2 protein-coding genes are annotated in these 1,670 nt (G+C 38.7%); both read right to left on the bottom strand.

The genetic code is table 11. The features are described 5' to 3' along the window. Positions 1-398: hypothetical protein (locus AC220I_RS22215; protein WP_486726053.1), on the bottom strand; the 398-nt coding region annotated here is incomplete at its 3' end. A gap of 101 nt (positions 399-499) precedes the next feature. Beyond that, positions 500-1,609 carry an HD-GYP domain-containing protein gene (locus AC220I_RS22210; RefSeq protein WP_486726052.1) on the bottom strand — a complete coding sequence of 370 codons (1,110 nt, stop codon included), beginning with the start codon at positions 1,607-1,609 and terminating at the stop codon, positions 500-502. Positions 1,610-1,670: the final 61 nt, after the last annotated feature.

Here is a 1,670-nt window from a genome sequence, read left to right as displayed (position 1 = left end):
ATATAGTCTTCCTGACCATAGCTGTGAATAAAAACAGAATTGCCATCTTCAAGTTCGATTGTCATGGTATAGCCTGTGATCATTTCAATATAGGCCGTGTCCATGATAAAGCTCTCGTTAAAGGCTTCTTCTATCGCACTGATTTCCTCTGCTGAAAACTCACGCTCAACGACATTACCTTCAATATCAGCCAATGTAATTTTAGTAATACCCTCGATAGACTTTTCAGCCATCATTTCTTTTGCGGCATCTTCAGAGAGTTTAGGACTTGTTGCTGTTAAAGGATCAGAAGTGGGCAGATCTTGATCAGCCTCTAAGGGTTTCTCCCCTGCACAGCCTATTAAACTCAATATACTGATACTCGCTATAATACATCCGATTAATAATTTTCTTTTCATAATATCACTCCTATAGTTGTTAAAATTTTATGCCATCTAACTATAAGACGATTTTTAAGTCAAAAAGTTCCATGTTTGCCCCACAAACCACTTTAATCGCTCTAAATTTTGATTTCAAGATCCCTCTCAGCCAGTTTGACAAAGCCATTTTCCGATAATTTCACATGCTTGTTATACTGCTCAAGCTCTATCATAGGGTTTGCGTTTTCATCATAGCCAATAATCTTCCCCTCACCCACATTTAAGGTGACCCTTTCGCCGATGGCAAAAGGATATATGGTGGTCTTTAAAAGGTCCACACATGATTTAAAGAAAAAGACATCCGACTGGGCTTCCAAATATTTAATGGCATTTGGAATAGAATGGGCCTTTCGCTGGTGGCGATCACTGATAAGAGCATCAAAGGCATCTGCCACAGATACAATGCGTGCAAGCGGATGAATTTCTTCACCAGACAAGCCCTTTGGGTAGCCAGTACCGTTGAATTTCTCATGGTGCTCAAGGCATACCACTTTCACTAAATAATGAAGGGAGATGCTGTCTCCAAATTCTTCATAACAATAAAAAGGGTGTTTCTTGACAATTTCAAACTCAGATTCAGTAAGACGGTCCTTTTTATCAAGGATATTTTGTGGAATGCTCACATTACTAAATTCCATGATAATGGCACTCATAAAGAGGACCTTGAGCTCGGTCATACTCAATTTAAGTTTAATCCCCATCAGGGTGGATATGAGTGCTGTTTGGAGCGAATGTTGAAAGGTGTATAGCTTTAAGGATTTGGATTCTATGATTTGTAAGGCAGTGACTCTGTTGTGAATCATTGAGATGATGATTTTCTCGATAGAATGGTTTAGGGCTTCAAGCAGGGATTCCCTAAATTCATTGAATTGCTTGTAGACTTTCATTGAAATTTGATTGCCCTTTCGCTTTGAAAAGACCTCAAGCTCTTTATAGCTCTTCTGCATAAGTCTTAAAAGATATCCGATTTCTTCATAGGGTAAGCCCTGAACATCCCCTGAGTCAATCAGTGTTTTAAAATTATCTCCTGTTTCAACAAAAACGGATTCATAACCATAAATACGAATGGTATCGATGGTCTTTTCGTTTAATACAGAGTATTTCTTCACCAAGACATTAAAATTCTTGTCATAGATCGCCTGCATGGCAATTGCGCCTGGCGACACCTGCTCAATCGATAATCTCTTCATTTATTTTCCCCTTTATTCACCCAATTTGCCAAAGACTGTGCTTTCTATCTATTTGCGCATT

The organism is Fusibacter sp. (assembly GCF_057447755.1).
Note: the sequence above shows the minus strand (reverse complement) of the source record. Positions and strands in the feature narration are given on the sequence as shown.

Bases quoted from the DNA above. Each gene is read 5' to 3' on its own strand.
- AC220I_RS22210 (WP_486726052.1), bottom strand. From the start codon at position 1,609: ATGAAGAGATTATCGATTGAGCAGGTGTCGCCAGGCGCAATTGCCATG.